This window comes from Occallatibacter riparius, assembly GCF_025264625.1.
GTDB lineage: Bacteria > Acidobacteriota > Terriglobia > Terriglobales > Acidobacteriaceae > Telmatobacter > Telmatobacter riparius.
Genome location: NZ_CP093313.1, coordinates 4,642,385 through 4,668,184, shown reverse-complemented (window position 1 = coordinate 4,668,184; position 25,800 = coordinate 4,642,385). Strand labels below are relative to the sequence as shown.

At 61.0% G+C, this 25,800-nt stretch carries 19 protein-coding genes; 11 read left to right on the top strand and 8 right to left on the bottom strand.

Going from position 1 to position 25,800, the window contains the following annotated elements:
• The first annotated feature begins 70 nt into the window (after positions 1-70).
• Positions 71-964: an alpha/beta fold hydrolase gene (locus MOP44_RS18910; RefSeq protein ID WP_260791808.1), complete on the top strand. Its 894-nt coding sequence runs from the start codon at positions 71-73 to the stop codon at positions 962-964.
• A 6-nt stretch (positions 965-970) separates the two neighbouring features.
• Here the strand turns inward: MOP44_RS18910 and MOP44_RS18905 are convergent, their stop codons facing one another.
• The 3 genes from MOP44_RS18905 to MOP44_RS18895 all read right to left on the bottom strand — a co-directional run bounded on the left by MOP44_RS18905 (position 971) and on the right by MOP44_RS18895 (position 5,606).
• A complete protein-coding gene (locus MOP44_RS18905) occupies positions 971-2,503 on the bottom strand; it encodes a M48 family metalloprotease (RefSeq protein WP_260791807.1) in 1,533 nt (510 codons plus the stop codon).
• Positions 2,504-2,653: 150 nt separating this feature from the next.
• A complete protein-coding gene (locus tag MOP44_RS18900; protein ID WP_260791806.1) occupies positions 2,654-4,015 on the bottom strand; it encodes a M23 family metallopeptidase in 1,362 nt (453 codons plus the stop codon).
• 166 nt (positions 4,016-4,181) lie between these two features.
• Positions 4,182-5,606, bottom strand: coding sequence for a M20/M25/M40 family metallo-hydrolase (locus MOP44_RS18895; RefSeq protein ID WP_260791805.1), 1,425 nt, complete (start codon positions 5,604-5,606; stop codon positions 4,182-4,184).
• A 257-nt stretch (positions 5,607-5,863) separates the two neighbouring features.
• Here MOP44_RS18895 and MOP44_RS18890 point away from each other — a divergent pair, with 257 nt between their 5' ends.
• From MOP44_RS18890 to MOP44_RS18880, 3 genes are all read left to right on the top strand, one after another.
• Entirely contained in the window at positions 5,864-7,537 is a 1,674-nt protein-coding gene (locus tag MOP44_RS18890) for a trypsin-like peptidase domain-containing protein (RefSeq protein WP_260791804.1), read from the top strand.
• Between the two features lie 185 nt (positions 7,538-7,722).
• Positions 7,723-8,202 carry a peptidoglycan-binding domain-containing protein gene (locus MOP44_RS18885; protein ID WP_260791803.1) on the top strand — a complete coding sequence of 160 codons (480 nt, stop codon included), beginning with the start codon at positions 7,723-7,725 and terminating at the stop codon, positions 8,200-8,202.
• Positions 8,203-9,420: 1,218 nt separating this feature from the next.
• Complete coding sequence (locus MOP44_RS18880; protein WP_260791802.1) at positions 9,421-10,080, top strand: hypothetical protein; 660 nt, start codon at positions 9,421-9,423, stop codon at positions 10,078-10,080.
• A 348-nt stretch (positions 10,081-10,428) separates the two neighbouring features.
• On the opposite strand, the gene MOP44_RS18875 is transcribed toward MOP44_RS18880, so the two are convergent.
• Together MOP44_RS18875 and MOP44_RS18870 are read right to left on the bottom strand one after the other, a co-directional pair.
• Complete coding sequence (locus tag MOP44_RS18875) at positions 10,429-12,867, bottom strand: ADOP family duplicated permease (RefSeq protein WP_260791801.1); 2,439 nt, start codon at positions 12,865-12,867, stop codon at positions 10,429-10,431.
• Between the two features lie 146 nt (positions 12,868-13,013).
• On the bottom strand, positions 13,014-13,880 hold the full coding sequence (locus MOP44_RS18870; RefSeq protein ID WP_260791800.1) for a winged helix-turn-helix domain-containing protein: 867 nt from the start codon (positions 13,878-13,880) through the stop codon (positions 13,014-13,016).
• Between the two features lie 165 nt (positions 13,881-14,045).
• On the opposite strand from MOP44_RS18870, the gene MOP44_RS18865 reads away from it, so the two are divergent.
• Positions 14,046-14,864 (top strand): hypothetical protein, encoded by an 819-nt coding sequence (locus tag MOP44_RS18865; protein ID WP_260791799.1) that lies wholly within the window; start codon positions 14,046-14,048, stop codon positions 14,862-14,864.
• Positions 14,861-15,556, top strand: coding sequence for a CDP-alcohol phosphatidyltransferase family protein (locus MOP44_RS18860; protein WP_260791798.1), 696 nt, complete (start codon positions 14,861-14,863; stop codon positions 15,554-15,556). Before MOP44_RS18865 ends, MOP44_RS18860 begins: the two co-directional genes overlap by 4 nt.
• Positions 15,557-15,628: 72 nt before the next feature.
• On the opposite strand, the gene MOP44_RS18855 is transcribed toward MOP44_RS18860, so the two are convergent.
• On the bottom strand, positions 15,629-17,200 hold the full coding sequence (locus MOP44_RS18855; RefSeq protein ID WP_260791797.1) for a carboxylesterase/lipase family protein: 1,572 nt from the start codon (positions 17,198-17,200) through the stop codon (positions 15,629-15,631).
• A gap of 223 nt (positions 17,201-17,423) precedes the next feature.
• Here MOP44_RS18855 and MOP44_RS18850 point away from each other — a divergent pair, with 223 nt between their 5' ends.
• A complete protein-coding gene (locus tag MOP44_RS18850; RefSeq protein WP_260791796.1) occupies positions 17,424-17,885 on the top strand; it encodes a DUF1569 domain-containing protein in 462 nt (153 codons plus the stop codon).
• Here MOP44_RS18850 and lysA read toward each other — a convergent pair.
• Positions 17,882-19,177 (bottom strand): diaminopimelate decarboxylase, encoded by a 1,296-nt coding sequence (lysA, locus tag MOP44_RS18845; RefSeq protein ID WP_390905446.1) that lies wholly within the window; start codon positions 19,175-19,177, stop codon positions 17,882-17,884. The two genes, MOP44_RS18850 and lysA, sit on opposite strands and share 4 nt — an antisense overlap.
• A gap of 257 nt (positions 19,178-19,434) precedes the next feature.
• On the opposite strand from lysA, the gene MOP44_RS18840 reads away from it, so the two are divergent.
• Both MOP44_RS18840 and MOP44_RS18835 read left to right on the top strand, forming a co-directional pair.
• On the top strand, positions 19,435-19,914 hold the full coding sequence (locus MOP44_RS18840) for a hypothetical protein (RefSeq protein ID WP_260791795.1): 480 nt from the start codon (positions 19,435-19,437) through the stop codon (positions 19,912-19,914).
• Positions 19,915-20,396: 482 nt separating this feature from the next.
• Positions 20,397-21,431, top strand: coding sequence for a hypothetical protein (locus MOP44_RS18835; RefSeq protein ID WP_260791794.1), 1,035 nt, complete (start codon positions 20,397-20,399; stop codon positions 21,429-21,431).
• A gap of 111 nt (positions 21,432-21,542) precedes the next feature.
• On the opposite strand, the gene MOP44_RS18830 is transcribed toward MOP44_RS18835, so the two are convergent.
• Entirely contained in the window at positions 21,543-22,412 is an 870-nt protein-coding gene (locus MOP44_RS18830) for a DUF4097 family beta strand repeat-containing protein (protein ID WP_260791793.1), read from the bottom strand.
• A gap of 268 nt (positions 22,413-22,680) precedes the next feature.
• Between MOP44_RS18830 and MOP44_RS18825 the strand changes: the two genes are divergently transcribed.
• The gene (locus tag MOP44_RS18825) at positions 22,681-23,034 is read left to right on the top strand and encodes a PadR family transcriptional regulator (protein ID WP_260791792.1); all 354 of its coding nucleotides are present in this window, start codon (positions 22,681-22,683) and stop codon (positions 23,032-23,034) included.
• Between the two features lie 35 nt (positions 23,035-23,069).
• The gene (locus MOP44_RS18820) at positions 23,070-25,775 is read left to right on the top strand and encodes an ABC transporter permease (protein ID WP_260791791.1); all 2,706 of its coding nucleotides are present in this window, start codon (positions 23,070-23,072) and stop codon (positions 25,773-25,775) included.
• Positions 25,776-25,800: the final 25 nt, after the last annotated feature.

Here is a 25,800-nt window from a genome sequence, read left to right as displayed (position 1 = left end):
ATCGGGCTCTCGAGGGGCACGGTCGGAACCTTGCGTGCGCGCCCTCCGTAGTCGTTGCAGGAGGTCAACCATGCTGCGCACTCTGCACCCTCGGGCCCTCATTGTCCTTTTCGCCATTGGAATTGCTTTGCCCGGATTGGCAGTCGCCCAGAAGCCGGCCGGCGCCAATATCGACGCGGGCGGATACAGAGTGTTCACTGCTGTGAGCGGATCGGGGTCTCCGACCGTGGTGTTTGTGGCCGGCCTGGGAGAAGACTCGTCCACCTGGGACAAGGTGGCTCCCGAGGTGGCGAAGTTCAGCCGCACGTTTGTGTACGATCGCGCGGGACTCGGGAAGTCGCAAGACGCGCCGGGCCCGAAGGACATGGACCAAATGTTGAATGAGTTGCACACTGTCCTGAGAAATAGCGGCCTGAAGCCTCCCTATGTGCTGGTCGGGCACTCGCTCGGCGGAGCCATTGTGGAGATCTACGCGCACCGATATGCGGATGAAATCGCTGGGCTCGTGCTGGTCGATCCGGAGGATGGAAGGCTGCTCGAGCTGCTTCACGCGCATCTTGACAAGGCCGATTGGGACGCGCGCCAGCAAATGCTGGAAAAGATGATGGCAGCCGCATCCCCTGCGCAGAAGGCCGAGCTGGAAGCATCAAAGGAAAGCGGCAAGCTGGTGGAGAACTCACTGCCCCTGCCCGCCGTGCCAACAGTGCTGTTGACGGGCACCCTGAAGGATCCTGGTTTCCCCGGAAATCCCATGGAGCAGGACCTCAAGATGCAGCTCCACAAAGAGCTGCTGGCGCAGTCTCCGGAGATCAAACAGGTGCTCGCGCCCAACAGCCGGCATTACGTTCAGGAGGACGCGCCCGAGCTGGTAATCCAGGCGATCCGTCACGTGGCGGACCAGACACGAACTGGCTCTCCGAAGAGAAATCCAGCGGTCATGACTAAGGAAAAACCGCAGGCTTAATCGCGCCTAATCCTTATCGATCGACACGCTGCTCAGGATCTTGTTGAACGCCGAGTGAAGCTGCTCAAACTGCGACTCCGGCGCAACGAACACCAGGAAGATCACCGAACCATCCGGCTGCGGAACCGTGACCAGTTGATCCCGCTCGTTCTGCGGCTTCCCGTTCGCATCGGGAATCGGCGAGGGCGACTGCATCTGCACGCTGCGGCCAGTGACGCCCGCAACCTGCACCGTCCTTGTGCTGCCAATCTTCTTCATGCCGGCCTGGCCGCTTTGGAACGTGTTCACCAGCTCATCGGTCAGCGCATCGATCGACATGCCCTGCTGCTTGGGTGCAGCGCCATTGATCACAACCCCATAGCCCACGCCATCGCCCGCAACAGCAGCGGCCGGCGCAATGGTGATCGACTGCCCCTGCTTCTTCGGCGCGATTACGTTCCAGTTCTCAGGGTGCGCAATATGGATCGGCCCGAGATCCACCATCTGGTAGCGATCGCTCGGCGCAACCTGCGACCACGCTATGGTTCCCCTCTGCGCGTTCACTGGACTCTGTTGCGACGGAGCCCCCTGCGATCCCTGCGCCTGCTCCGTTCCCTGCGCAGTCCCATTCACCGGCTGCGGCCCATTGAACACCGCACCGTGGCTCTTGTTGAATGACTCCCACTGCTTGTTCTTCGCTCCCGCCTCAATCTCCTGCGCGTTATACGACTTCACGCCCTTTGCATGCTGGCGCACCTGCGCGAAATCAGGAGAGTCGCCAAGGTACTTATGCGGCGGCCACGCCGCAACTTCCTTCTTGATCGCGTCCAGGCGGTTACCTGGGCTCGGATGGTCGCTGAGGAACTGCGGCGGCGCTCCACCCTGCGCTTCCAGCATTCTGAAAAATTCAGCAAGCTGCCGGGGATCATAGCCAGCCTTGTACAGAATCATCGCGCCTACCGCATCCGCCTGGGCCTCATCGGTCCGCGAGTACTTCAGCATCATCAGGCCAGCGCCATACTGTGTGCCCATCTGTCCCAGCTGGCCCACCATCCCGCCGCGGCTGCCCAGCACCGCACCCGCCAGCCCCGCCAGCCCCTCTGTCCACTCCGCCTTGTACTGCTGCTTGGCCGAGTGCTGCATATACACATGCGACATCTCATGCCCCATCACGCCCGCAAGCTGCGCCTCATTCGCCGCCGCCTCAATGGTCCCGATGTTCACGAACATCTGCCCGCCCGGCAGCGCAAACGCGTTGATCTCCTTCTGCGCCACCACGTGGAACTCAAACGGCCACGAGCGATCCGGCGGAATCTGTGCAACCAGCCGCATCCCCAGCTTCCGGATATATTGCGTCTCCGGGCTCGAGTCCGGCAGCACCGGCATCTGCTGATAGACCTGCCCCGCTGCCTGCAACCCAAGCTGCTGTTGCTGATCCTTGCTCATGTGCGGATTGCCAGGGTCGGGCAGTACCGGCCCACCCGCCTGCGCCCCAGCGAGCAGAACAACCATGGAAAACGCCAAAGTTCCAATCAGGGTCCGGTTCCGCGCAAATCTCATAGCAAGCCTCCAGTTGCGTAGCAGCAAGCCTTCCAAAAAGATGACAATCATTCTCGTCGCCCCGCGCAATCTGTCAGCCTAGAATCGCACGGCCCGCAAGAAAGCTGGCAGAAGTTTCAGTAACTCGATGGTGCATCAAGCCCCACAAACTCACCGCCGCTTGTGCCCAGCATGATGTGACCTCGGCGCGGGAGCCGCCGCCGCTGCGCTCACACTGAATCCAGGCAACTCTACTCGCCGCGCAACATGATCCTGAATCCAGTGCGGATCCCACCACTCCTTCGGATCGATCTGCACTCCATCCAGTTGCATCGCAAAGTGGATGTGATCGCCCCCCGCCATGCCCGTCATGCCGCTTAGGCCCATCACCTGGCTCCGCTTCACCATGTCGCCTTCGTGCACATCGATCCGGCTCATGTGCCCGTAAATCGTCTGCAAGCCATACCCGTGATCCACAACGACGCAGTTGCCGTAAATACCCAGCGGAGCGGCCCAAACCACGCGCCCGTCATTCGACGCCTCCACGCCCACATGCTGCGTAACCGCCAGGTCGTATCCCAGGTGCGTCTGCTGATCGATCTTCTGCCCGTGATAGATGTAAGCGCGATTGTCCGCAAACGTAGCCTCGGCAGCCGAGTTGGCCTGCCGCGCAAACGTCTGCGAGAACAGCCAGTGATCCGCCGTCTTCAACCGCAAATCCGACAACGTCTTGTTATTCGCCTTGCGCATCTCGCTGTTGATCTTCACAAACCGCGCCACCGGATCGCCCGTCCCATTCGGATCCAGTTCGCCCAGCACCTTATTCATAAACTGGTCCGTCACCTGGATCTGGTGCTGCGTATAAACCGGCTGCTCCTTCTTCGGGAAGATCACCGTCAGCGGCGTGGTCACATCGTTCCCCGCGCCGTTCGAAGCAAACACCACCGGCGACGTCCCGTCCGGCATGTTCCAGGCAAACGCATACAAGGAGAAGAGCCCCGGCTTACCTCCCGGCATTGGCCATGCGCGAAACACCTGCTCTCCCACGCGCACGCCCGCTGCCGTATACGACCCTGTGACATTCAGCGTCGCCAGATCGGCCATGCCGCGATAGAGATAGTGCTGGTCCGAGTCGGCGCTCACAGTCGGCGGCTGCGTCACCACGCTCACCTCGCGCTCCACGCGCGCCGAGCCATGCCCGAACCCCGCAGACGTCGCCTCCACAATCAGCTTCGCCTTGCCCTCTTTGAGCTGTGGAGTCGTCTTCGCGCCCACCGTGAAGTTGAACGTCGAATCGGCATCCTTCGTCGCCGCGCTCGATTGCCACGCCGGATACTGCGCGCCGTTCTGTTCCAGCGTAGCGGTCACCTTACTCACCCCATGCTTGTCATGCACGACCACACTCACCGGCGTCGCCTGCCCGATCGAAGTGAGCGAAGCAGGCACATCAATGGAAGGCTTACCGCCGCATCCGGCAAGAACAACGAGCAGCGGCAACGAGAGCAGTTTCACAACAACACTGGGGGATCGCACGAGACCCATTTTAGTTGAATCGACTGTGCGATCAGTGCCGTGATGAGACGGCTTTAGCACCAATGGGACGCCGGGCCGAGTGTTTGTCTCACCGTGCCCCATCCTTGCGACTTTTTTCTGTCGCAAGGGTGGGAGACCACGAACCTTGAGGAGCGGCCTTCCTGCTTTACCGCGGCGCCCCCGCCCCACTATCCGCCAGCGCATAAGCCAGCACCGCCATAATCGCCGCATTCTCATTCAAATGCTTCGGATCCACCTTGTCGAACGTATCCGCCGCCGTGTGGTGATAGTTGAAATAAAACCGGCTGTCCTGGATCGGCGCGAAGCTCGGTACGCCCTTCTCCGCCAATCCCGCAAGGTCCTCGCCCGACCCGCCGCTCTCCAGCAGCGGCGCGCCGATCCCGTCCAGCACCTGCGCCACCGGCCGCAGAAACTTCCCCAGCTCCGGCTTGCCCTCATATGAAATGCCGGTCGGATGATCCGCGCCGAGATCGCTCTCAATCGCCCCGATATGGTTCGCGATCTGATCCTTGTAATCCTTCACATACTGCTCGGCGCCCTGCGACCCCTGCTCTTCGCACATCCACGCCACAAACCGCACAGTGCGCTTCGGCCGGATCCCCAGCTCCTTCAACACGTGAATCGCCTGCATCGACACCGCGATCCCCGCGCCATCATCAATCGCACCCGTCCCCAGATCCCACGAGTCCAGGTGCCCCGACACGATCACCACCTGCTCCGGGTGCTCGCTGCCCTTCCAGTCCGCGATCACGTTATAGCTCTGCGCATCCTGCAGCGTCTGCGGAGTCAGTTTCAAATGCATCTTCACCGGCCCCTGCGCCGCCAGGTTCGCCAGCATCTCGGCATCCTCCGCCGTCACCGCCGCCGCCGGAATCTTCGTCACATCCGGGGCATACATCGTCATCCCCGTGTGCGGGAGCCGGTAGTCTGCCCCGCCCGCCGACCGCACCAGCACCGCCACCGCCCCAACCGCTCCCGCAGCAATCGGCCCGGCTCCGCGATACGTCACCGCGCCGCCGTACGCCGCGCCACCATTCCCCACCGCCGCCAGTTCCTTGTCGAACGGATGGTTGAACAGCAGAATCTTCCCCTTCGCCGCCCCCGCCGGCAGCGCCTTCAGCGCCGCGAAGTCCGGCACCACAATCACCTCAGCCGTCAGCCCATCCGCCGGAGTAGCCACCGACCCGCCCAGAGCCGTCAGCACCACCTTCTGCGTCGTTCCCGCCGCCTGCCCCGGCCACGCCATCAGCTCGCCTGTTTCCACGCCCCGCACCCAATGCGGAACCATCGCCTTCTCGAGCGTCACCTCCGCACCCAGCGAACGCATCTCCGCCGCTACCCACTGCACGGCCTGCTCAGCCTGCGGCGACCCCGCCAGCCGCGGCCCGATATTGTCCGTCAGGTGCCGCAGCTCATTCAGCGCGTACGGGTCGCGCATCGCGGCATCGCGAATCTGCTGCATCCGCGTAATCTGTTCAGGCGTCCATGCGCCTGGTCCGCCGTTGATCCGCGCGTTCAGCCGATCCAGATAGCTTTGTTGACCTGAAGTTGCGTTCTGGGCAAATGTCATTGAGCAGGAAAGCAGTAGAAGAGAAAGAACCTTGCCATGGGAAGCCATGGGCGGATGTTAGCATGCGGCCCGCGACCCCCAGCCCGGCATCTACGTCTAAGTAACTAATAGGGACTATTCCGTCCCCACCGGGTCTGACCGAACCTAAGCACAGCTCTCATGGCTCCCGTTACAGGCCGTCGTCAATCCTCCAGCAGCTATACTGAGGATCGGGACTGCGAACCGAACCTTCAGCAATGAACGAGGTCTACGAATTCATGAAATCGCTTATCGAACGGCTGCGCACACGCCGTCTCGCCTCGATCTTCGTACTTCTCAGCACTCTCTCTGTGGCAATTGTGGGCGGCTCCTTCCTCGCCCACGGAGTGCGCGGGCAGGAGAAACAGAACAGCTCCACCGACGCCACCCCTCTCAAGGTCTCCAACTCAAATCTCCCAAGCAATGAGTTCCAGAACGTCTTCGCCAAAATCGCGAAGCAGGTCGGACCGGCAGTGGTGAACATCAACACCCAGACACTGCCCAAGCAGTCCGCCAACCGTCCCGGCCGGCGCTTCCACGGCCGCAACATGCCCAATCCGCAGGCCCCTCCTGACGGCGATGACGATCAGGACGGCGGTCAGGGTGGCCAGGGTGGTCAGGGCGGCGACCAGGGACAGCAGGGATTCCAGGACTTCTTCAACCGCTTCTTCGGCCAGCAGGGTCCTGATGGCGATGACGACGGCGGCGGCCAGGTCCGCGAGTCGCTCGGCTCCGGCTTCATCGTCGACGCCAAGGGCTACATCATCACCAACAACCACGTGGTCGACAAAGCCGACAAGATCTACGTCAAGCTGTCCACCGACCCCGACTCCCAGGACCTCGGCCGTCCAGCGCGCGTGATCGGCGTCGACAAGGCCACCGACCTCGCGGTCATCAAGATCGACGCCCCCTCGGCCCTCCCCACCGTCAAGCTCGGCAACAGCGAGCAGGTGCAGGTTGGCGATTGGGTTGAAGCCATCGGCAGCCCCTTCGCCCTTGCCCAGACCGTCACTGCCGGCATCATCTCGGCCAAAAACCGCACCATCGAGCCCGGCGCCAGCGGCCAGTTCCAGCACTTCCTCCAGACGGACGCGGCCATCAATCCCGGCAACTCCGGCGGCCCGCTCCTCAACATGGCCGGTGAAGTCATCGGCGTCAACACCGCCATCTACACCCAGAGCGCCGGCTACCAGGGCATCGGCTTCGCCATGCCCTCCAACACCGTCGTCGACATCTACAACGACCTCATCTCGCCCAGCCACAAGGTGGTGCGCGGCTCCATCGGCATCCAGTTCAAGCAAGGCCTCAGTGGCGCGGTTAACCGCGTCTACGGCTTCAAGAACGGCGTGCTGGTCCAGCAGGTGCAGCCCAACGGCCCCGCCGCCAAGGCAGGCCTCAAGCCCGGCGACATCATCACCACCATCGACGGCCGACAGATTAAGGATGGCGACGATCTCGTCAGCGAGATCGCCAGCCGCCGGCCCGGCTCCTCCATCCGCCTCGGCTTCGTCCGCGACGGCAAGCCCCAGGACGCCACCGTCACCATCGGTGACCGCGACCAGGTCTTCGCCGACCTCGGCAACCCGCAACGGAACGATCAGCCCGAAGAGGGCGGCAACGCCGGCGAAAGCAAGCTCGGCATCATGGTCCGCGACGTCTCTCCGGAAATGGCCAACAAGATCAAGCACCCCGGCGTCGTCGTTCAGTCCGTACGCACCGGCTCCTTTGCCGATCTCCAGGGGCTCGAGCCCGGCCTGGTGATCATTCGCATCAACAAGCAGGACACCGGCAATCGCGACCAGTTCAACGCCGTCGTCAGCAAGCTAAAATCCGGCGATGACGTGGTCTTCGAGGTCGTGGATCCACGCCATCCCGAACTCGGAATCAACTACGTAGGCGGCACTTTGCAATAAGCCTGCATCTCAAGGGGCGTGTGGGACTGGGGTCCCATGCGCCCCGTGTGTTCCGGGTTCGGCACATTTGTTTCGCGGTTAATCGATTTTCACACTAGTAAACTCCGGGCTCTTCCGATACACTTCGTGGAACGAGAAGCGCCCATAACCAAAGTCTTTATTCTCTACCTGGAGGTGCGCTCAGGATGAAGTCCTTTCGAGCAGTCATTTCTCTTTTTGCAGCTGCATTCCTGATCGCGGCGCCCGCCATTGCAGCAACGACCACCACTCACCACACCTCGTCCCACAAGTCGTCGAGCCACAGTAAGTCGAAGGCCAAATCGGCCAAATCCCACAAACTTCACGGGCAGCAAGCCATTGACGCTGAGCGGGTTACTGAGATCCAGCAGGCGCTCATCCGTGAGCACTACCTCACGGGCGATGCCAACGGCGTGTGGGACTCGACCACCCAGGCTGCCATGCAGAAGTTTCAGGCTGACCAGGGCTGGCAGACCAAGCTGATGCCCGACTCCCGCGCCCTCGTGAAGCTCGGACTTGGCCCCGACTACTCTACCGCTATCAATGCCAAGGACGTAGCCTCCGCCGCCCCTCCGGCCACCTCCTCCAGCACCATTCCCGCCCCCCAGACGGCCGGATTCGCCGCCGCCGCGGGCGTGAACAAGTAGCCGTTCCGCGATCCTCTATCCGCAAAAGGCCGCCGAGGGCGGCCTTTCTGCTGTACTGTCATCCAACGAAAGATCTGGGGCTACCTTTCGGGAATAGCATCATTCAGATTGGACGCTGGGGGTAGTCAAGTATCTCCATTTGGCTTCAGAGTTCATTCTGATCCCGGTGCTTTGTGGTGAGAAGCTTAGCGGGTTCTCCAAGTAAGGAGCGGTGACATCCTCGAAACGGCGATGAAGTATGCCTTCCGTTACCGAGTTAGCCCCGCGGCTGGGATACTGCTGTCTGAGACATAGCTCACGAGGATTACTTTTGGACATCGTACTCTCGTGACCTTTGAGGACTCATCAACTCGCACTACCGTTGCAGGGGTAACTCGATCCCCACAAAAGGCCCCTTCACATGCTCCTAAAGCAATCGCTCTCAGGAACCCTGCGGAGTGTTGCACCACCGATTGTCCTGTTGCTTCTTGCTGTACAACCGATACTCTCGCAAAGTTGCAACCCCGCAGCAACGAACGCCAATAATCCAGCCGACAGCCTAGCTCCAGGCTCCGACGGCTTCATACACATCACATACTCATACGTCGATTCGTCAGGAAATCCAACAACACCTGACCAAAACGTAGCTTCCGCCATGCAAGCTGCCGCAAACCAGTGGAATGCCCAAAGTAGCACGAGTCTCGTCAAAATCGACTACCTACCGCCTAACCCCGACGCCGGGCCGGATATACAGGTAAAATCGAGCACTGATTCGAACTCTGGCGGATGCGCTCAATACGACTATTTGAGCGGAAGAATCAATTATGGTCCAACCTTTCTCCAAGCGGCTCAAAACGGCGTTGGAGCCACAATCCTAGCTCACGAGCTCGGCCACGCTCTCGGGTTAAAGGATGCGGGAGCTAACCCGTCCCCCCCGACAATTATGAACAATCCCTCGAACTCGTTACCCTTTGCCTGCACTAATCCGAATGTGCCAACCACGTCTGTCCTGCACAGCGATGCAGTTGCAATCCCGCTTTGCAGGTTTCAGACGCGAACATACATAAACAGGCAGGGAGGAGACAGTTCCAGCACCCCTACGGGAGGCTCATTTTCAGCACTATCGGGGGGGCAGACCTGCTATTACACCTATCGAACGATCAACTTCTACGTCGATGGCGTATTCGACAGCGCGGAATTGAACTTGGACAGTATCGAGTGCTATTAAGGAGAAGCAAAATGAGAAGCCTATTCATGGTTGTTCCTATTTTCCTCAGCTTTGGCCTCATGGCCGGCTCCGCAGCTTCGCAGACCTCAGCCGGTTCTCCGAAGGCGACGCGGCCGACACCTGGAGAGATCAAGGCATTCTTACGTCAGCCGGGCGGACTTGAGAAGCTCACCGCAAAATTTGGGGATGTTGAGTTCACGAATCAAAACGAGTCGTGGGGCCAGGACAGTCTCGATTCTCTTGCCAGAAGAAGCAACTTGATCGTCATTGCGTCAGTCACCAGCAAAGCCAGTCAACTGACCCCGGACGGGAATCGGATCGAGACGACCTTCAACCTTGACATTAAACAGTCTTTGAAAGGGACCAACGCCTCTCAAATAGCCGTCACCGCCGAGGGTGGACATGTCGCGTTCAGCAACGGACACGTCGCGACTCTACACGGAGACCTTTCAGATTCCCTCGCTGTGGGAGCCCGGTACATCTTCTTCCTTAGCAGAGCCGATGGGCGACTGGTCCCTACCGTCGGCTCTGCAGGCGCTCTAAGCATTACGCCAGAAGATACGGTTCAACTCGTCGGCCAGCGCGAGTACCCCGACGACAAGTTGGCCGGGGAATTGAGCGGATTGTCTCTCGCCGCAGTGACGGAAACGATCAGCAACTACGTCAAGTAATTCCCTCCAACTATAAAAAGGGCCGTAGAGCTATCGCCTGCGTGACAACCATCACAGACCCGGCTTCCGACAGCCGCTATCGTACTCTAGGGCTGTGCTCAGATCCACTGAGCGCAGCCCTTCGAAGTTTCAGCGAAAGTTTACTAGAAAATTAGCTACCCCTCCCCCTGTTTTTGCTTCTCCTATTCTTCGCTTTTTGAGTCGAATGTTTCGATAACTTATTCACAACAAGCGACTTGACTATCTACAATATCTCATAGGCCGAATTTGGGTGCTAAATCGCACATGTTAGATCCGAGTAAACAGCAAAGTCGGAGATTTCCTGTTCCCTGTTGCCTGTTCTCCGCCTTACTCGTCTCTCAGCGCGCGCACCGGATCCACCTTCAGCGCCCTTCGCGCCGGCGACACCAGCGCCGCCAGCGAAGTAGCTGCAACGATCGCCGCCGCCACCGCCAAAATCTCCGGATCCATCGGCTTCACGCCAAACGCGAAGCTGCTCAGCCCGCGCCCCAACAACAGCGCCAGTCCTACGCCGATCGCAGCTCCCACGGCTGTAAGCACCAAACCGTCGCGCACAACCGAGGCAAAAACTGATCCCCGCATCGCTCCCAGCGCCATGCGAATCCCGATCTCCCGCGTCCGCCGCGACACAGCGTAAGCCGTCACTCCATAGAGCCCGATCCCGGTAAGCAGCAGCGCGAGCCCGCCCAGCGACGTCGTCAGCCACGCCGCCATGCGGTTCGAATACGTCGCCACCTGCATGTGATCGGTCATCGTCTGCGGCTCCAGCACAATAATGTCTTGACTCACATCGCGAATCATCTTGCGTGCCGCGGGCAACAGCGCATTTGCATCGCCCGACGTCGTAGCGATGAGCATCATGTCAGTCCACTCATACTGAATCGACGGCAGGTACAGAAACGGCTGCGGCGCCTCGTTCAAATCGCCATACACGCCGTTCTTCGCCAGTCCCACAACCTCCACATCCACCGGCTGCCTGCGCCCCAACCGGAAATGTTTGCCCACCACGTCCTCAGTCCCGAACAACTGCTTCGCCAGCGTCTGGTTCAGGATCGCAACACGCGTCGTCTTCGCACCGTCCTCGCTCCCGAAGTTCCGCCCTCGCAGCAGCGGCACCTGCATCGTGCGGAAGTACTCGTTGTCGATCAGGTTGTACCAGACACTCGTGCCGGCGGTCGGCGACGCAACCTCGCCCGGCTTCAGCACCACCTGCGTCGCTCCGCCGCCGTTATCGGGAAACGGAACCACGCGCGCCACACTCGCATTCGTCACGCCCGGCAACGCCCTCGCCCGCGTCGCAATCTCGTCCAGCATCTGGTGGTAGCGCGGAGAATCCTCCGGCACCGCAATGTCGAGCAGCACCGCGTTCTGCGCGCTGTTGAAGCCCATGTCCATCGTCTGCACATGGATCAGCGCCTTGATCAGCAGCCCCGTCGCGATCAGCAGCCCCATTGAAATCGCAATCTGCGCCACCACGAAAATCTTCCGCGCCGGAATCCTGAATCGCCCCTGCGGAGCCATCTGCGCCCGCAGCGCCGCCAGCGGGTCTAGCCGCGTAGAAGACAACGCCGGGGTCAAACCGAACGCCAGCAGCGCCACAAGCGCCACCACAGCCGAAAAGAAGATCACGCGGTCATCAATGCGAAAATCGAAGCCCAACGGAAAACCCATCGTTGGCAGCAGCGCCGGAACAATCGCAATCACCTGCCTTGCAATCAACAAAGCGCCGCCCAGCCCCGCCAGCGCCAGCAGCGCATACTCCGTCACAAGCTGCCGCAGAAGCTGTCCGCGCGTCGCCCCCAGCGCCACTCGCATCGCAATCTCACGCCGCCGCGAATCATTCAGCGCCATCAGCAGATTCGCCACGTTGGTGCAAGCAATCAGCAGCACCGCTCCCGCGATCCCCAGCAGCAACAGGCTTACCGTCCGCATGAACGTGTCGCTGACGTTCGAATTCCAGTCCGCCGAAAACGTCCGTCCCTGGTTCGTCTGCGGATACGCCGCTGCGAGGTTCGCGCTCGCCGCCTGCAACTGCCCTCTCGCCTGCACCAGCGTCACCCCGGGCCGCAGCCGCGCATATACGTTGTACTCGCGATCTCCACGAGGCCGGTTGCGCTCGCCCGGGTGCAGCGCCAGCCAGCTCGACTGCGCAACATACACCTGCGGATCCATCATCCGGTCTGTCCCGCGGAACCCCGCCGGCATCACGGCCACCGCAACTGCCTGCGCTCCCTTCAGCCGGATCGTCTGCCCGATGATGTTCTTGTCGCCACCGAGCACCCTCTGCCACGCGCCATGGCTGAACACCAGCAGTGGCGTCGTCGAGTTCTTCCACTCACTCTCCGACGGCAACCGCCCCAGCTCCGGCTTCACGCCCATGAACGCGAAGTAGTTGTCGCTGACCACCCGCGCCAACAGCAGTTGGATTCCGTCGTTCGTCTCGAGCACCAGCCCGCGATCAGCCACCGCCGCCACATCCGCAAACGCCGGCGTCTGCGCGCGAATATCATCGAACTCCGCAAACGACGATGCGGTATCGGTCCGCTCCGAATCCGTTGTCGCTCCCGCTTTCAGGCTCTGAATAGCCACCAGGTGTCCGGGATCGGCAATCGCCAGCGGCCGCATCCAGATCCCATCCACCAGGCTGAAGATCGCCGCATTCGCCCCAATCCCCAGCGCCAGCGTTATCACGGCGGCGGAGATGAGAAGAGGCGCCCGCAGAAACTTACGCAGACCATATCGCACATCGGTGGCAAGATGAAACATCGTCTTCCCCTCTCACACGTGGATCCGACCCACACGTCTGCACGCCCCGCACCACACGACGCGCAGAAAGCAAATGATTTAATTGAGGCCTCAGACCATCCGAATGTTCGCCGGTGCGATCAGCCGTCCGGATTCGGACAGTGGCTTCAGCTCTCCGCCGCCGGCGCCGCGCCTCCTGCTCCCATCAGCACCAGAGACCGCTGCACAAACGGCGAATAAACCAGCAGCGCTGTGCACGCCAGCGCCAACCCGAAGTTGATATGGTGCAGCAGCAGAAACGGCGCGAGCGACCACATCACATCGAACACCAGCAGGAAAATCCACATCCGGAGGAATCTTCTCTTGAACCCAGGAGCATGAAACAGCACAGCACACAGCAGGAACGCCCGCGCCGGGATCAGAATCGCCGCCGTCACAATCAGCAGATGATAGACCAGGCCGGCGCGCGGCAGAGGCGCCAGCAAATCCTGAATCTCCGCCAGGTTCGCCAGCGCGCCCACATAGAAACCCAGGTACATCAACTGAAACAGAAGGAACAGCGCGTTCACCAGCGGCCGCGACGCCTTCGGCAGATCGTGCGGCGTAGGCAGAATCCCGCCCGGCGCCGGTTCCAACTCAGCGGCCGCCGACGCCGGACCAGCCTCCGCCGCGCCGTTTCCGTCTGCCGCGTTCGCCTCCGCCCGCTCCACCGGAGCGATAAACCGGTACCCGCGCCGCGCCAGCGTCTCCACAAACCGCGGATTGGCCGCCGAATCCCCCAGCGCATCACGAATCCGGTTCATCGTGGAATTGACCCCATGCTCAAAGTCCACAAAGGTCCCATCGGGCCAAAGCGCTCCTGCAATCTCCTCGCGCGTCACCAGCTCACCCGGTCGCTCCAGCAGCATCACGAGCAGCTGAAACGGCTGCGCGTTGAGCCTGACCCGAATTCCTCGACGGCGCAGCTCACCCGTAGCCGCATCAGCCTCGAACGTGCCGAACCGATATCGCCGTTGAATCGAACCGTCTGACATTTGATCAACAGTTTACCCGACCTTGATCCCCGCCCAGAGTCTTAAGCGGCCGTGAGAACTCGCTTCAATTCGCTGAATCACAGCCACTTAGCCGGTGAGGAACATGGGCGCTCGCATGAGCCGCCGTCCATTGCTCTCACGAGGCGATAAGTGCATGATCTGGGTATGACACGCACACTCCGGAAGCTCGCAGGTTCCGCCGGACTACTCCTCTTTTCAGCGCTGCCAGCTGCGCACGCCCAGGCCCCGTCGAAAGCGGCAGCGGACTTCAGCACCTACGCCTCCGCCGTCGAGTCGCGCCTCGCCACCGAGCACGCCTCGAAGAACACTGCCCTCGCCGCCGCTGACCACAATCGCCTCCGTGCCGGCGAGCTGGTCATCCAGAAGCTCATCCCCGAAAAGCAAGCCGATCCGCCCGGAGCCATGCTCCACGACTGGCGCGGCACCGCCTTCGCCCCTGGCGCCACAGCCGCCGACTTCGAACGCCTCCTCCGCGATTTCCCTTCCTACACAAGCATCTACGCGCCCGAGGTGGTCCGCTCCGCCGTCGTCTCCCACAACACCAACGCCTACTCCGTCACCATGCGCGTCAAGCAGAAGCACGTGCTCACCGTCGTCATGGATACCACCTACGATGTGACCTTCTCCACCCCAAGCCGCACCGGCGGTTGGAGCATCTCGCGCAGCACCGAGATCCGCGAAATCGAAAACGCCGGCACCAACAAGGAACGTGCCCTCGCGCCGAAAGAGGAACACGGCTTCCTCTGGCGCCTCAACACCTACTGGACCTGGGAAGAACGCGACGGCGGCCTTTACCTCCAGATTGAGTCAATCTCCCTCACACGTTCCATCCCCGCCGGCCTTGGCTGGGTGGCGCGTCCGTTTGTCGAGTCCGTCCCTCGCGAATCGCTCGAGTTTACCTTGCGCCAAACCTGCGACGCACTGAAAAGATCGCCGCAGCTCGCCAAAGGAGGCGGCCGATGAGCACGCACTCCGCAGTCTCAGTCATGGGCTCCGCCACCGCCGCGCAGCGCATCAACCGTTCGCTCACAGCAGCCGCAGAAAAGCGCGCACTCGAATGGATGGCCAGCCGAGCGCCGCGCTGGGTCACCTCCGACCAACTCACTATCCTCGGCCTCGCCGCCCAGATCGCCGCCGGAGGCTGCTACGCGCTCGCTCGCTTCAACCACTTTTGGCTCATCGGCGCTTGCCTCTGCCTCGCCCTAAACTGGCTCGGCGATAGCATGGACGGCACCCTCGCCCGCGTTCGCAACCAGCAGCGCCCGCGCTATGGCTTCTACGTCGATCACATCGTCGATATCCTCGGATCCGTTGCGCTCATGTCGGGCATGGCGCTCTCCGGCCTGGTCCATCCACAAATTGCTATCACCATGCTGATCGCGTTTCTCGTGCTCTCGGCCGAGAGCTATCTCGCTACCCATGCGCTCGGGCGATTCGAAATGTCGCAGGGAATCTTCGGCCCGACCGAAATCCGCATTCTCCTCATCATCGGCAACCTGGCCCTGCTGCGCAGCCCATATTCCCATCTCTTCGGCCACACCTGGCTGCTTTTCGATGTGGGCGGCCTCCTCGCAACCATCGGCATGGCCGCCATGGCTCTGGTCACCGCCGCCCGCCACACTGCCGAACTCTACCGCCAGGAACCGCTTCCCTGAATCTCGACCCTCGCAAAAAATGAAAGGGCCGCGATCATCGCGGCCCTCCATCAACACGCTGAGCCTTTCAGGTCAGAAATGCATCGGCGGCATGTTATCCGTCAGGAACTCGTACCGCGGGCGTAGAGTATCCGGCCCTGCCGTGATCGTCGAGTTCAGATGGATCAGCGGATAGCCCTCCTGGTTGTACTTCGGCCACTTCGGCAGATCTCCGCCATTCGGGTCGCCCGTCTTCGCGAAGTTCGACCAGTAAGTCATCATCTGATCGCTCAACGTACGGTCCTCGGGGCGGACATTCCAACCTGGCCGCGTGTCGAGCGTGCCGAACACATACTCGATGTCATCCGAGTGGAAAGCAAATGTACCGGGGTGGAATTTGCTTGGCGTTGCCGCGAGTTCGAAGTGGTAACGATACACCGGGGCGTTGCCCGTCTTGCGATGCGCCTCCAGCCAGCTCCAAGTGCCGAAGGCAATGAACTGATCGCTGCCGAAATCGATCGCCGAACGCAGCGCCTGCGCATCGTCGTCCCCGGGATAGAGCTTCAAGAACTCGGCGGACTTACCCTTGAAATTCTTCTCGGCCGACTCTTTCCACTGCGCCACGGTCATCCCGCGCATGGCGAAGAAGCTGCCTTCATCCGCGTTCCATCCAGCCAGCAGGGGCACGTGCGCCTGCTTGCCGGCCGTGTAGGTTTCTTCGACAGGCACAGCGAGCACTTTGCCGTCCACGTCCGGCGGAAACCCAACGCCGGGCTTCTTCGCTGCGTCCAGAATGGCCTGCGTGGGCATCGCGCGGAGCTCGGCAAGCGTTTTCACGTTGAGCCCGGCTACCCACTGCGCATCTTTCACTTCGCGGTCCGCGAGCGACTGGTAGGGCATCGGCCCGTGGCCAACCGCTGCTCCCGATTCGCCAATAGCCTTATGGAACAGCCCCTGCGCCATCGGCGATGCCATCAGAGTGCTCACCGCAAACGATCCCGCGCTCTCGCCGAAGATCGTCACGTTGTTCGGGTCGCCGCCGAACTCCCCGATGTTGGCCTTCACCCACTTAAGCGCGGCAACCATATCCATTAGGCCGTAATTGCCGGCCGCGCCATCTGCCTCTTTCGCCAGGTCAGCGGTCGCCAGGAATCCGAAAACGCCAAGGCGGTAGTTGATCGTAACCAGCACAACACCCTTCAGCGGAAGAAAATCGCCATTGTGGCGCGGCTCGTTGCTGCCGCCGCCGGAGAAGCCGCCGCCGTGAATCCAGAACATGACCGGAAGCTTGGCTTTGCTATCCGCCGTCGCAGGCGCGTAGACATTCAGAGACAGGCAGTCCTCGCTGCCGTTCTTCGTGTCGTCCTGGAAGATCATGTCGGCGAACACAGGATTCTGCGCGCAATGCGGGCCATATTTGGTGGCGTCGCGCTCGCCCTTCCACTTGGCCGCAGGCTGCGGAGCCTTCCAGCGAAGATCGCCTACCGGCGGCGCGGCGTATGGCAGCCCGAGCCATGCCCGGACCTTGTCGCCATTGATAGTCTTCCCGTGAACTTTTCCCTGATCTGTCTTAACGGTGAGTGGATCTGCCTTGGCGGTCAGGTTGAGCCCAAGCAGCGCTACGGCTGCCAAAGCACACGCCGCCTTCATAGCGAAATGCGTCATGAATTTCCTCCGGAGGTAACGATATAGGGACGGGCGGCGATGCGGGAAGGTTTCAGAAGGTCAGTTGCTGCAATTCGGAATTTGCGATGGACTGGCCGAGATTCCCGCTCAACCAGCCAGGATGCCTTTTCGCAACCGGGCCACCGAATCGCTCCGCCTCGCATGATACAAAGCTCTTGAAACTGGTCCGCGATAATGCATGCATGCTGGTGACCAACAAACCATGAAAAACCTCTTTGACCCTGCCCAGGCATACGAACTAAAGCAGCGCATCCTGCGCCTCCAACCCGATAGTGAGCGGCAATGGGGCAAGATGTCCGTCGTGCAGACGCTGGCGCACTGCACCTCCGCCTTTGACATGGCCACGGGCAGTGTCAATCCCAAACGCGCACCCTTTCCCGCCAACGTTCTGGGACGCCTCATCAAGCCGATGGTTTTAGGCGACGACAAGCCCTTCCGCCGCAACTCACCCACCGCGCCGGAACTCCTCCGCGCGGATATCGCACCGTCTGATTTCGATCATGAACGCACTCAACTCATCGCAGCCATCGAGAGCTTCGCCACAAAGGGCCCGGCGTGCTGTTCCCGGTACCCGCATCCCTTCTTCGGACCCCTAAAGCCGGAACACTGGGCAATCCTCATGTACAAGCACGTCGATCATCATCTGCGGCAGTTCGGCGTCTAGGGGATCTCCGTCGCCAGCAGATCCGCGATAGTCTCTCTGCGCTTGATCAGCCGCGCCCGCTTCCCTTCCACCAGCACCTCTGCCGGGCGCAGCCGCGTATTGTAATTCGATGCCTGCGACATCCCATACGCTCCCGCATCCAGCAGCGCCAGCAGATCGCCCGTCTCGACCGGCGCAAGCTTCCGATCTCGAGCAAAGAAGTCGCCCGACTCGCATACCGGCCCCACAATATCCACCGCTCGCGCACGCCCCGCACGCGGCATCACCGGCACAATCTCGTGATGCGCCTGGTACAGCGCCGGCCGGATCAGGTCGTTCATCGCCGCATCGGTAATCACAAACGTCTTGCGCCCGTTCTGCTTCACGTTGAGCACCCGTGTCACCAGCGCTCCCGCCTGCGCCACCAGGAACCGCCCCGGCTCCAGCAGCAGCCTGCCTTCGAACCCATCCAGGGCCGCGTTGATCGCCACCGCATAATCGCGCACACGCGCCGCAGGATCGGAGTTGCCGCCGTGGTAATCGATCCCCAATCCTCCGCCCGCATCAATCGATCGAAGCTCGATCCCCTCGCGCCTGAGCTGCCGCACCAGCTTGTGCACGCGTCCCAGCGCCGCGCCAAACGGATCAGCCGAGCGAATCTGCGACCCGATGTGCACGCTGATGCCATGCGCCTCAAGCCACTTATTCCCCTTCACTCGCTTGTACAACTCGGCAGCGCGCTTGATGTCGATACCGAATTTGTGTTCGCGCAACCCCGTCGAGATATACGGATGCGTTTCCGCGAACACATCTGGATTCACCCGCAGCGCGAAACGCGTCTTGCGCTTCAGCTTCGCGGCTCGCGCAGAAAGCAGGTCCAGCTCCGCCTCGCTCTCCACGTTGAATTCCAGAATCCCCACGTTCAGTGCGTGATCAATCTCGTCTGCAGTCTTCCCCACTCCCGAAAACACCACCCGCCCCGCCGCCTCAGGTGCGGCAGCAAGCACGCGGTCCAGTTCCCCACCCGACACAATATCGAACCCTGCGCCATGTTCCGCAAGCAGCTTGAGAATCGCAAGCGATGAGTTTGCCTTCACCGCATAGCACACCAGATGGTCGCGGCCCTCCAGCGCCTCATGAAACATCCCCAGCCGGTCCAGTATCTGGTCGGCGGAGTACACATACAGTGGAGTGCCATATTTATTCGCGAGTGCTTCGAGCGACACTGCCCCGCAATGGAGCGGAGACTTCGAATCGGAATGCTGGAATGGCCTCGCCGAGGCAACTGCGGAACTGGATTGATTACGGGGCAAGATGATGTCCTGAAATGAATTGCGTTAGTTCGAGCCTAACAGCACGGGGCTGCATGTACGATGTGGTCACGCATGCCCTCGAGACGAAAACAGGCCGGCGCACTTGGCGTATGTGTCCAGAGATCCGTTTGGAGTGAGATCGGTCCGCAGCGCCAAGCGAATACACAAAGACCGCCGCTCCCGCAAGCAGATCCTCGCCCTTGCGCTACTTCTGCTCCTTCCTCTCGCGGAAATCGAACTGATCCGCACCGCGCGCAATGATGCCGCGCTCTTCCGGGGCCGCTGCGTGGCAGAAGACATCAGCCGGCTACGCCGGAGTGCAGGACGAGAAGACGCCGCAATGGGCAGAGCATGTCTCGCGCAACCTCCGCGGAAAGCAGAACGAAGACCTGGTGCTCGGCGACAAGCTCGTGAGCGAAGCCGAAAGAGGCCAGTTGGAGTGGGCTGGTCTGCTTGCGATCGTCCGCTGCGGCTTTCTCGAAGAGCTGATTTCCATCATTGAGTCCCGCCGCGTACCCGCGTCTCCCATGGGTACCATCTTCGCCCGCGACGCAGCGCCGGATCCCGAGTACTACGCTGAATCTTCCGCTTATTATTTGAATCAAATAGCCATAACAACAGAACAAGCCAGAAGATGGAACGGGACCGAGACTCTGCTCCGATCAGGCCATGCCTACAACCATCGTGCTACGCAGAACTTACGCAGCCACAGTGAAGAATTTGCACGATGCCGGTAATGTTTTCCGGGATGCCTGAAAAAGAGCAAAATTCCTCAGATTTTTCGCCGATTTGCTTGCCCCAATGCAACAGTGATGTAACGATGGTGTTGGACATTCATACAGGTTGTTCTGCCAGACCGGAGCGGAAGAGTTTAGCGAACGATTCGGACCGCAACAATATAGCTAGATCCGAAGCATCGATTCGCAAAGGGATTCCGCCGTGTCCATCCCTGGTTCGATGGCAAGGGAGAACCGGGACCAAGTAAATAGAGTTTGTGAGCCGCAAGAGCAAGATTGCTCAATCAAGCCCGACAATCAGGTGCAAGCGCAAAGTGGGTCGGAAAATATCCACACCTTAGCTCGAGCGCTCAAGCACCTCTTTATGTAGATGCGGACGCGCGATAAATGCGTTGTTTAGCAAGATTCAAGAAAGAAGCGAAGTCTCAGCACGGAACCGGGCCTTCGCCGCCGCACCAATATTTCATCCCCAAGGGTTCCTTATGAAGTTCACTAAGCTTCTTGCTTCTGCCATCTTCGCCTCCCTCGCGATCCCCGCGTTTGCCGGAGTAACGGTGGCCAGCCCCACGGCCGGCGAGTCGGTCAACACCTCCTTCACCCTTTCGGCCAATGCCTCCGCTTGCAGTTCACAGCAGGTTGGCTCCATGGGCTACTCGTGGGACAGCAGTTCCTCCACCGCCACTTCCAGCGGCAACTCCATCAGCAAGACCATTTCGGCTCCCGCCACCGGTACGCACACGCTGCACGTCAAGGCCTGGGGCCTGAACGGCGCGTCCTGCGTAGCCGATGTGACCGTTGCCGTGAATAGCTCTGTCAGCACCGGCGGCACCGGTGCGCTCAGTGCTCCGTCCTATGCCACCAAGGTCAGCTCACTACAGACACTGAGCAGTTGGAAGAGCAAGCACGACGCGGGCACTACTGGCACTTCCAGCGGCACCATGAGCATGACCGGATCGCCCTCCAAGAGCGGCAACGCGCGTAAGTTCTTCACCTCGTTCACGAACTACGGCGGTCAGCGCTATTCGGTCTCCATAGCCGATGACGTGAATGCCAAGAACTTCCTCTATGACGGTTGGATATTCCTGCACAACACGGCAACCACCGTCTCCAACATCGAGATGGATGTGAACCAGGTGATGTCGAACGGGCTCACCGTGATCTTCGGATTCCAGTGCAGCAAGTGGACCGGCACCTGGGACTACACCGCGAACAAAGGTTCGGCGAGCTATCCGAAAGACGCCTGGATTCACTCGGCAGCCAAGTGCAATCCCACCAAATGGGCGCAAAACACCTGGCACCATGTGCAGATCAGGTATTCGCGCGATTCCTCAGGCTACGTGACCTACCAATCGGTTGCGCTCGATGGCGCCGTGCAGAGCATCAATGCCAAGGTCTTCTCGGCATTCAAGCTGGGGTGGGCTCCCACAATCCTGACCAACTTCCAGATCGGCGGCGCGCTCAGCGGGAGCGGTAGCTCGACAGCGTATCTAGATAACCTCGCGCTCTATCGCTGGTAAGCGCCTGGGGCGCCTGGCGATAGCAAGCCTCGGGGGAGTGCTGCTATTTGGCCCTGTCCACAACACGTGGACAGGGCCAATGCGTTTTTGCGCGTGTGCCTGCAAGGCGTTCTACTTCGATGCAATTGTCACATTGCCATCGCTCGTGCGGATGCTCAGCGGCACCCCACCGCCATTAACTCGGCCGCGCAGGTTGTGCCCGGAGTCGCTCTTCGAATTGAATCCGTCCATGACCAGCGGCAGATCGCACTGAATGCGCCCATCGCTGGTATGAACCTCAAGATCGGCAGCAAGCGTCCGCGGAACGTGAATCATCACGCGACCGTCAGAGCTTTCAATGCGCGAGGCTATACCGAGCTTCGTACCTTCAGCCATCGTGAGATCCAGGCTCCCGTCCGAGGTGTGGACCTGCACGCCGGTGAACTGGCCGTCGATCTGAACCCGACCGTCCGAAGAACGCGATTCCAGCGTCCCCGAGATATTGCGCATTTGGATCGAGCCATCGCTCGCCTTCAACCGCACCGCGCCGCTCACGTCCGACAGATCAACCGAGCCGTCGCTTGTCTGCAGTTGCACCGTCCCGTTGAGCCCTGCGACCTTCAGGCCCCCGTCCGATGTGCGGCCCTCCAGATCGATGCTCGACGGGGTTTGAACAAACACGCGGGGCTCGTGGTGAACCCCCATCACGATGTGCATGCGCCCTTTCTCGCGCAGCTCAAAATTCACGTGATCGCCCGTCTGCACCTCATTCAGGTTGTAGTCCGACGGGTTGCGGTCGTTCCACTGCACACGGATGCGGATCTCCTTGCACCCGCCGCACGACGTGACCTCCACGGCGGCATCGCCGGTACTGAAGCTCAGCGAAGGTTTCCCATTGACAGCATAGGACTTCTGCCAGTCCGACTCCGCCCTTGCAACGGATGCGGCGAAGAGCAGAGCCACGGCAGCGAAGGTAAGAGCAGCTGGACGCACGTGTACCATAAAGTACCTCTGCCGACACAATACGCGACCAGCGCCAGGTAAGTTCCCCGTCTTCTTCGCCGTCTTTGCTTTGCGTACCCCCCGCCACTTTGTCATTCTGAAGAACGCAGCGACGAAGAACCCGCTGTTGTTCTTGCCTTTCTTTCTCCACTCCCGTCGGGGAATCTGCTGTTCCGATTCCCTGGAAAATCCGAACCGAACCTTCTCCTTGACGGTCTAGGAAAACCCGTGTAACGTCCTTCCTAGATGATCTAGGGAAGGACCACCAATGGCGCAAAAGCAGGATCAGGGCATGGAATTGCTCCAGGGCACGCTCGATATGCTCGTGCTCAAGGCCGTATCTCTTGGCCCGTTGCATGGCTACGGCGTGCTGCTGCGCATCCAGCAGATCTCCGGCAACCGCCTCGAGGTCCCGCAGGGGTCCCTCTACCCCGCCCTCTACCGCCTCGAGCACGAAGGCTGGATCGCCGGCGACTGGGGCCAGAGCGAGAACAACCGCCGCGCCCGCTTCTACCGCCTCACCACCGCCGGCCGCCGCCGCCTCGATGCCGAAACGCGCAAGTGGCACGAAATGGCCGACGTGATCGGCGCCATCCTCAGCACTGCGGCGGAGGAGATATGAGTCTGCAAAGCCGAATGAGAACATGGTGGAGTGCCGTGTCGAAACCCAGCCAACTTGCCACCCAGGTTCAGGAAGAGCTCAAGTTCCATATCGAGTGCTACGCCGAAGACCTGATGAACAAAGGCGTTCCGCGCAGCGAAGCACTCCGTCGCGCGAAGGCCGAGTTGGGCAGCATCCCTGCTAGCAGTGAACAATGCCGCACCGCGTGGGGTACGCGTTTCATCGACAACCTCCGCGCCGATCTACGCTTCGCCGCCCGCATGCTCTCCAAGAGCCCCAGCTTCACCGCCATCGCCATCGGCTCCCTCGCGCTCGGCATCGGCGCCAACACCGCAATCTTCTCCATGGCTAAGGCGGTTCTACTCGATCAGCTCAACGTTCCGCAGCCCGGCCAATTGCGGCTGCTCGCCTGGCGCGTCAAGGGCCACAGCATTGTGCACAGTTCCTGGGGTGAGTTTCACTCAACTCCCGACGGCAGTGGCAGCACCTCGTTCACTTATCCCGTCTTCGAGCAGATGCGCCGCCAGAATCACGATCTCGGCGATCTCTTCGCATTCAAGAATCTAGGCCGCCTCAACGTCTCGGTCGATGGCGAGGCCGAAGTCCTCCAGGGCGATCTCGTCTCAGGCAATTTCTACCAGCAGATGCAGGTGCAGCCGCAGCAAGGCCGCGCCATCAGCCCTTCCGACGATACCGCCGGTGCAACACCAGTCGCCGTCATCAGCGACGCCTACTGGCAGCATCGCTTCAACCGTTCGCAATCCGCGCTCGGCAAAACGATCCTCGTCAATCTCGTTCCCGTTACCATCGTCGGAGTGAATCCGCCCTTGTTCACAGGAGCGAAAGGTGCCCTAAGTTCCCCGCAGCTATTCTTGCCCTTCAGCGTGCAGCCCGCCGTCTACCCATATCAGACGGCCGATTCCCTGCTCTCCAGCGGCAAGGTCTGGTGGATGCAGATCATGGCGCGCGTCTCTCCGGGCACGGATGAACAGAAAGCCCGCGCGGCACTCGACGTCGCCTTCAAGAGCGCGATCCGCGCCACCGCTATCATCAAGCCCAACGAGTCCATCCCCAACATCGAAGTCAACGATGGCAGCCGCGGCCTCAATCAGGCTCAAGGACAAATGGCCAAGCCGCTCTGGTCCCTGATGGCTCTCTCCGGACTCGTCCTGCTCCTCGCCTGCGCCAACATGGCCAACCTGCTGCTCTCGCGCTCTGAGGCTCGTCAGCGCGAGATCGGTGTGCGCCTCGCACTTGGCGCCGGCCGCTGGCGCATCGTCCGCCAAGTCATGACAGAAAGCCTCCTGCTCGCGGTGCTCGGCGGACTTGCTGGACTGGCATTAGGTGCCTTCGGCAAGAAGGCTATCGTCGCCATGCTCTCCGGCCCATCAGAACCGCTCATCATCAGCAACGGGTTCGACTGGGGCGTCTTCGCATTCTGCGCCGCCCTCTCCATCATCACAGGACTTCTCTTCGGCGCAGCCCCTGCCTGGCAGCTCACGCGCACCCAGGCCAACACGACACTGAAAGACCGCGCCCAGACCGTCACTCGCCGCCAACGCGGCCTCGCCGGCAAATTCATCGTCGTCTTCCAGGTCGCTCTTTCCACGCTGCTCGTCATCTCCGCCGGATTCTTCCTGCGCACGCTTATCAATCTCAACCGCATCAACCCCGGCTTCGATCCCCACAACCTCGTCCTGTTCGATGTCCGCCCTCCGCTTAAGCTCTACACCGGAGAGAAGCAGATCCAGCTCTTCCGCCAGCTTACGGACAGCATCGCCGCTCAGCCGGGCGTCGAGTCCGTCGCGCTCACCAGCGTGCCCCCTCTCGCCAACAGCTACGACACCAATGACTTCACTCCCGAAGGCGCCAAGCTCGATTCCGATTCGCAGGGCGTCAACGAGTCCACCGTCGGCGAGCGCTACTTCGAGACACTTCGCATTCCCATCGTTGCGGGCCGAGCCTTCGCGCTCACCGACACCGAAACCTCGCCCAAGGTAGCCATCGTCAACCAGGCGCTCGCCAAAAAGTACTTCCCAAACCAGAACCCCATCGGCAAGACCTTTTCGACCACGGACAACAAGCAGAATAAGCTCGTCTTCCATATAGTCGGACTGTGCGCCGATGCCCACTACGCCAGCCTTCGCGAAGATCCTCCGCCGGTCTTCTATCTCAACTATCGCCAGGCACCCGAAGTCGATTGGGGCATGACCTACGCCGTGCGCACAACCTCTGCGCGCGCCGCCATCACGCCCGCGCTGCGCCGCGCCATCCAGTCCATAGATCGAAACCTTCCCCTCGTCGACGTCCGCACCCAGCAGGAGCAGATCGACCAGTTGCTCTCCAATGAGCGCATCTTCGCCGACCTCACCGTCTCCTTCGGCGTGCTCGCGCTCGTGCTCGCATCCATCGGCATCTACGGCATCCTCGCCTACTCGGTCTCACGCCGCACCAACGAGATCGGCATCCGCATGGCCCTCGGCGCTCGTGCCGAGCAGGTCATGCGCATGGTTCTCGGCGAAGCAAGCTGGATGACCCTCATCGGCATCGTCGCCGGCCTTGGCGCTGCGCTCGCATCCGGCCGCATCATCGCCAGTCAGCTCTACGGACTCAAGGCGCACGATCCCGCCACCCTCGCCGGTGCGGCCGCGGTGCTCGTCCTCGTCGCACTCGCGGCAAGCTGGCTTCCCGCCCGCCGCGCAGCCACCATCGACCCAATAAAAGCTCTCCGCCACGAATAATCACTTTCGGCGGTATCATGCCAAC

Coding starts and splice junctions, on each gene's coding strand:
- MOP44_RS18875 (WP_260791801.1), bottom strand. CDS start 12,867: ATGTTTCATCTTGCCACCGATGTGCGATATGGTCTGCGTAAGTTTCTG.
- MOP44_RS18865 (WP_260791799.1), top strand. CDS start 14,046: ATGACACGCACACTCCGGAAGCTCGCAGGTTCCGCCGGACTACTCCTC.
- MOP44_RS18905 (WP_260791807.1), bottom strand. CDS start 2,503: ATGAGATTTGCGCGGAACCGGACCCTGATTGGAACTTTGGCGTTTTCC.
- MOP44_RS18855 (WP_260791797.1), bottom strand. CDS start 17,200: ATGACGCATTTCGCTATGAAGGCGGCGTGTGCTTTGGCAGCCGTAGCG.
- MOP44_RS18860 (WP_260791798.1), top strand. CDS start 14,861: ATGAGCACGCACTCCGCAGTCTCAGTCATGGGCTCCGCCACCGCCGCG.
- MOP44_RS18885 (WP_260791803.1), top strand. CDS start 7,723: ATGAAGTCCTTTCGAGCAGTCATTTCTCTTTTTGCAGCTGCATTCCTG.
- MOP44_RS18890 (WP_260791804.1), top strand. CDS start 5,864: ATGAAATCGCTTATCGAACGGCTGCGCACACGCCGTCTCGCCTCGATC.
- MOP44_RS18835 (WP_260791794.1), top strand. CDS start 20,397: ATGAAGTTCACTAAGCTTCTTGCTTCTGCCATCTTCGCCTCCCTCGCG.
- MOP44_RS18850 (WP_260791796.1), top strand. CDS start 17,424: ATGAAAAACCTCTTTGACCCTGCCCAGGCATACGAACTAAAGCAGCGC.
- MOP44_RS18825 (WP_260791792.1), top strand. CDS start 22,681: ATGGCGCAAAAGCAGGATCAGGGCATGGAATTGCTCCAGGGCACGCTC.
- MOP44_RS18910 (WP_260791808.1), top strand. CDS start 71: ATGCTGCGCACTCTGCACCCTCGGGCCCTCATTGTCCTTTTCGCCATT.
- MOP44_RS18895 (WP_260791805.1), bottom strand. CDS start 5,606: ATGACATTTGCCCAGAACGCAACTTCAGGTCAACAAAGCTATCTGGAT.
- MOP44_RS18880 (WP_260791802.1), top strand. CDS start 9,421: ATGAGAAGCCTATTCATGGTTGTTCCTATTTTCCTCAGCTTTGGCCTC.
- MOP44_RS18840 (WP_260791795.1), top strand. CDS start 19,435: ATGATGCCGCGCTCTTCCGGGGCCGCTGCGTGGCAGAAGACATCAGCC.
- MOP44_RS18870 (WP_260791800.1), bottom strand. CDS start 13,880: ATGTCAGACGGTTCGATTCAACGGCGATATCGGTTCGGCACGTTCGAG.
- MOP44_RS18830 (WP_260791793.1), bottom strand. CDS start 22,412: ATGGTACACGTGCGTCCAGCTGCTCTTACCTTCGCTGCCGTGGCTCTG.